Below are 5040 nucleotides of genomic sequence, written 5' to 3' on the forward strand. Positions count from 1 at the left end.
GGGAGGGGGAAGCCCTCTCCACCTGAAACCCTATGATGGGGTGAGACCCGGCAGACCTGCCCCCACCCCGGCCCTCCCCCGCAAGCGGGAGAGGGGGCGCGGCGGCTCAGGTCCTAACAGCGCGCGCCGAATGCACCGACGGCGCTACGGGCGGTTTTCGCCGCAGCCGCTCACAGCCAGGGCTGCTCGGCGCCCTTGGCGGTCTCGTAGGCGGCGATGGCGGGGGCCTTCTCCAGGGTCAGGCCGATGTCGTCCAGCCCCTCGATGAGGCAGCGCTTGCGGAACGGGTCGATCTCGAACTTCACCACGCCGCCGTCCGGCCCGCGGATCTCCTGCGCCGCCAGATCGACGGTGAGGGTGGCGTTGGCGCCGCGGTCGGCGTCGTCGAACAGCTTGTCCAGGTCGTCCTTGGAGACGACCACGGGCAGGATGCCGTTCTTGAAGCAGTTGTTGTAGAAGATGTCGGCGAACGAGGTGGAGATCACGCAGCGGATGCCGAAGTCGAGCAGCGCCCAGGGGGCATGCTCACGGGACGAGCCGCAGCCGAAATTGTCGCCGGCCACCAGGATCTTGGCATTCTTGTAGGCGCTCTGGTTGAGCACGAAGTCGGGATTGTCCGAGCCGTCGTCCTTGTACCGCATCTCCGAGAACAGGCCGGTGCCCAGGCCCGTGCGCTTGATGGTCTTGAGGTACTGCTTGGGGATGATCATGTCGGTATCGACATTGACCAGCTTCAGCGGGGCGGCGACGCCCTCCAGGACGGTGAACTTCTCCATGGGACCTTGAGCCTCGGCTTGTCTTTATAGGCTTCCTGCCTGAGGCCCCTCCATAACAGGCGTATCCGCCCTTGCCCAGTCAAGAAGACCGGCGCACGAAAGCCCGCGCGCCGGCCCGGACCCGTCCTCCCGGTCAGCGCGCGGCGCGTTCCGGCAGCATGCGCTTCAGCACGTCGTCCTTGAGCACATAGTGGTGGGCCACGGCGGCGGCCGCGTGCAGGACGGCGAGGACGACCAGGGCGTTGGCCAGCCATTCGTGGACCTCGATCACCTCGCGCGCGAGGTCGCGGTTCACCGCGATGGGCGAGGGGATGGTGAACAGCGAGAAGAAGCTCACCTCGTTGCCGCGCAGGAAGGCGAGATAGATGCCCACCAGCGGGGTCGCGATGAGAAGCAGGTAGAGCAGCCCGTGCACGATGTGCGAGGCGATGGCCACCGGCCGGCTGATCTGCGTGGAGGCCGGCGGATTGGGCGCGAAGATCCGCACCGGAATGCGCACCGCCACCAGGGCGACGATCAGGAGGCCGACCGAGATGTGGGTCCACCACAAGGTCGCGCGACCGGGCGTCCCGCGGGGAAAGAAGTCCTCAAAATAGGTGATGCCGAAGGCGACGATGATGCTCAGAACGGTGAGCCAGTGGATGGCGCGCAGCGGCGCCCCATAGCGCGAGAGTTTGGGATCGACGGGCACATGAGCCTCCTTGTTTTGACCAATTCTAAAAAGTGGCGGCCCATAGGTCCAGCGCTAATGGGCGCGTTGCCCTGCGGTCAATTGGCCCGGTCCTCGATGGCCTCCATGTCGTCGTCGGAGAGGCCGAAGTGATGGCCGATCTCGTGCACCAGCACATGGGTGACCACGTCGCCCAGGGTTTCCTCGTTCTCGGCCCAGTAATCGAGGATGGGGCGGCGATAGAGGAACACCATGTTGGGCATCTGCCCGGTGTGGGCCACCGCATCCGCCTGGGCGCGGCCGATTCCCTGGAACAGGCCCAGCAGGTCGAAGGGCGTCTCGGCGTCCATCTCGTCCAGCACCTCGTCGGTGGGAAAATCCTCGATGCGGATGACGAGGCCCTCGCACAGCGCCCGGAACGAAGCGGGCAGGCGGGCGAAGGCGTCGCGGGCCAGGTCCTCGAATGCGGCGATGCCCGGCGCCTCGAGATCATGCCAGGGACTTTTCGCTCCGCTCTTCGTCCCGGCCTCGCCCCCGCTCTTCTGCGACATGCCTGTACCTCCTTTGGCGGAACCCTTGCTGCTGCGATGCAACATCATGCGGGGCAAAGGTCAATCGTCCTGCCCCTCCCCGGGGTGCAATCGTCACGCAGCCGTGACTTTCCTGAACACTTTCTGAACGGGAGCATCAAAGGGGGTTCAGACAGGCTTGGTTAAGGAACTCTTAATCGACGTGCATCGTTAACCCTGTAGACGACGAATTTGGAGAGTGGCCATGGTTCGGAAGCTTGCTGTCACCGGCGCTCTGGTGACCATCCTTGGAATTGCTGCATTTTTTGCCCCTCACGAGGCCAGTGCCGCCACGCTTGGCATGTTCGGCGGCGTGATGTTCTGATATCCGGGTTCGGCGGCGGGCGTTTTGCGCGCCGTCTGATCACGTGATTGTGATGGAAATGGAGAGCGTTCAAAGTTGCCCGTTTCCCATGTGCAACAGCTGAGTTGGCGCCTTCGCACTTGCGAAATCGGCCGCCAGACCTTTCGCCGCGCGTCCTGAGCGCGCCGCGGGAGCGCTTCGGCGCGCCCTGTTTCCGGATACCCGCCGGCAGATCGGCTCGTCATCTGCTTGCGGTTCGACCCGCCTGATCAGCCCACGATCAACCCATGGCGGCGCGGATGAGTTCCTCTTCCGCCTCGGCGAGCAGCGCGTCGCTCGCCTCGCCCCCCACGCTCTCCTGCCCGATCTCCAGCAGCACCGGCACCGCCAGCGGCGACACCCGCTCCAGCGCCATGTGCACGATGGCCCCCTTGATGCGCGCCAGCATCTCGCCGAGCCGCTTCACGTCGAGGAGGCCGGTGGCGGCGTCCGCCCGCGCGGCGCGCAGCAGCAGGTGGTCGCTCTCGTGCCGGCGCAGCACGTCGTAGATGAGGTCGGTGGAGACGGTGACCTGCCGCGAGGTCTTCTCCTTGCCCGGAAACCGCCGCTCGATCAGCCCGGCGATCACCGCGCAGTGGCGGAACGTCCGCTTCATCAGGGCGCTTTCCGCCAGCCACGCCTCAAGGTCGTCCCCCAGCATGTCCTGGTCGAACAGGTCCGCCAGCGCCAGCCGCCCCCCGGCGATGGCGGCGCCCATGTCGCCGGCGGCATAGACCGCGATGGCATAGTCGTTGGCGACAAAGCCCAGCGGCTTCAGCCGCGCCCGCTCCAGCCGCCGCGTCAGCAGCATGCCCAGCGTCTGGTGGGCAAGGCGGCCCTCGAACGGGTAGGTGACGAGATAGTAGCGCCCGCCCTGCACGAAGGTTTCCACCAGCAGGTCGTCGCGGCCCGGCAGGCGCGAGCGCAGGCGCTGCAGCTCCAGCCACTCGCGCACCTGCTTCGGCAGCGCGGCCCAGCGCTCTGGGGCGGCGAGCAGCGCCCGCACCCCCGCCGCGAGGAAGGTGGAGAGGGGGAACTTGCCCCCCGCATAGGCCGGCACCTTGGGCTCGGTGGCGGTGGTGCGCGAGACATAGACCTCGTCCTCCACCAGGGTCTCGTAGCGCAGGATCTCGCCGGCGAAGACGAAGGTGTCGCCGGGCACCATGGTCTCCACGAAATATTCCTCCACCTCCCCCAGCATCCGCCCGCCGAAGCGCACCCGCCCGGTGACGCCGGTCCTGGCCGCGCCGCGCGCCGAGACCAGGCGCACTTTCAGCATGGTGGATTCCACGATGGTGCCCACGTTGAGCCGGTAGGCCTGCGCGATCATGGGATTGGCCACCCGCCACAGGCCGTCCTTCGTAGGGCGGATCTTGGCGTAGCGCTCGTAGGCCTTCAGCGCGTAGCCGCCGGTGGCGACGAAATCGAGGGCGGCGTCGAAGTCCGCGCGGGGCAGGTGCCGGTAGGGGGCGGCCGAGCGCACCTCGCCATAAAGCGCGTCGGCGGCAAACGGCGCGGCGCAAGCCATGCCGAGGATGTGCTGGGCCAGCACGTCCAGCGCGCCGAGGCGCTCCGGCGGGGTATCCTGCGCACCGATCTTCACCGCCTCCAGCGCCGCCCGGCATTCCAGCACCTCGAACCTATTGGCCGGCACCAGCACGGCGCGCGACGGCTCATCGAGCCGGTGGTTGGCGCGGCCGATGCGCTGCAGCAGGCGGGAGGAGCCCTTGGGCGCGCCCACGTTGACGACGAGGTCCACGTCGCCCCAGTCGATACCGAGGTCGAGGGAGGAGGTGGCCACCACCGCCTTGAGCCGCCCGGCGGCCATGGCCGCCTCCACCTTGCGCCGCTGCTCCACCGCCAGCGAGCCGTGGTGGAGGGCGATGGGCAGATTGTCGTCGTTGATGCGCCACAGCTCCTGGAAGATGAATTCCGCCTGCCGGCGGGTGTTGACGAACACGAGGCTGAGCCGGTTCGCCTTCAGCAGCGCATAGATGTCGCGCACCGCATGGAGCGCCATGTGGCTCGCCCACGGCATGGGCACGTCCGTCTCCAGCATGCGCACGTCGGGCGCGACGCCGCCCTGCGCCACCACGAGGTCGGCGAGGGGGATGGGACCGGGGGCGGGCTCGTCCTGAGCGACGAGATAGCGGCGCAGGTCGTCGGGCTCGGCCACGGTGGCGGAGAGGCCGACGCATTGCAGCCCCGGCGCGATGGCCCGCAGCCGCGCCAGCGCCAGCGCCAGCAGGTCGCCGCGCTTCGAGGTGACGAGGGCGTGCAACTCGTCCAGCACCACGCGCTTGAGGCCGCTGAACAGGTGCTCGGCGTCTTTCGAGGCGAGCAGCAGGGAGATCTGCTCGGGGGTGGTGAGCAGGATGTCCGGCGGATCGCGCCGCTGGCGCTGGCGTCGGGAGGAGGGGGTGTCGCCGGTGCGGGTCTCCACGCGGATGGGCAGGCCCATCTCCCCGATGGGCGTCTCCAGGTTGCGCGCGATGTCCACCGCCAGCGCCTTCAGCGGAGAGATATAGAGCGTGTGCAGCGGCGAGGCCGGCTGCGTCGCCTGCCAGCGGGCGAAGGGCAGGGGGGTGGGCGGATCGGCTGCGTCGGTCGGGTGCGACGAGACGGCGGCCGGAGCGTCCACCCGCTCGTCGGCGCTTGTCACGCGCGCGGCAGCCCCCTCCC

At 68.2% G+C, this 5040-nt stretch carries 4 protein-coding genes; all 4 read right to left on the reverse strand.

Annotation, left to right across the window (positions count from 1 at the left end; all coding sequences use genetic code 11):
* Positions 1 to 170: 170 nt before the first annotated feature.
* Positions 171 to 776 carry a 3-isopropylmalate dehydratase small subunit gene (gene leuD, locus K9U41_RS21715; protein ID WP_282642925.1) on the reverse strand — a complete coding sequence of 202 codons (606 nt, stop codon included), beginning with the start codon at positions 774 to 776 and terminating at the stop codon, positions 171 to 173.
* Between the two features lie 133 nt (positions 777 to 909).
* Positions 910 to 1467 (reverse strand): cytochrome b, encoded by a 558-nt coding sequence (locus K9U41_RS21720; RefSeq protein ID WP_282642926.1) that lies wholly within the window; start codon positions 1465 to 1467, stop codon positions 910 to 912.
* Positions 1468 to 1544: 77 nt separating this feature from the next.
* Complete coding sequence (locus K9U41_RS21725; protein ID WP_282642927.1) at positions 1545 to 1997, reverse strand: metallopeptidase family protein; 453 nt, start codon at positions 1995 to 1997, stop codon at positions 1545 to 1547.
* Between the two features lie 602 nt (positions 1998 to 2599).
* The coding region (locus tag K9U41_RS21730; RefSeq protein WP_282642928.1) for a ligase-associated DNA damage response DEXH box helicase at positions 2600 to 5040 on the reverse strand (2441 nt) is incomplete at its 5' end.

The sequence above is a fragment of the Xanthobacter autotrophicus genome, assembly GCF_029991245.1.
Lineage (GTDB): Bacteria > Pseudomonadota > Alphaproteobacteria > Rhizobiales > Xanthobacteraceae > Xanthobacter > Xanthobacter autotrophicus_C.

Bases quoted from the DNA above. Each gene is read 5' to 3' on its own strand.
- leuD (WP_282642925.1), bottom strand. From the start codon at position 776: ATGGAGAAGTTCACCGTCCTGGAGGGCGTCGCCGCCCCGCTGAAGCTG.
- K9U41_RS21725 (WP_282642927.1), bottom strand. From the start codon at position 1,997: ATGTCGCAGAAGAGCGGGGGCGAGGCCGGGACGAAGAGCGGAGCGAAA.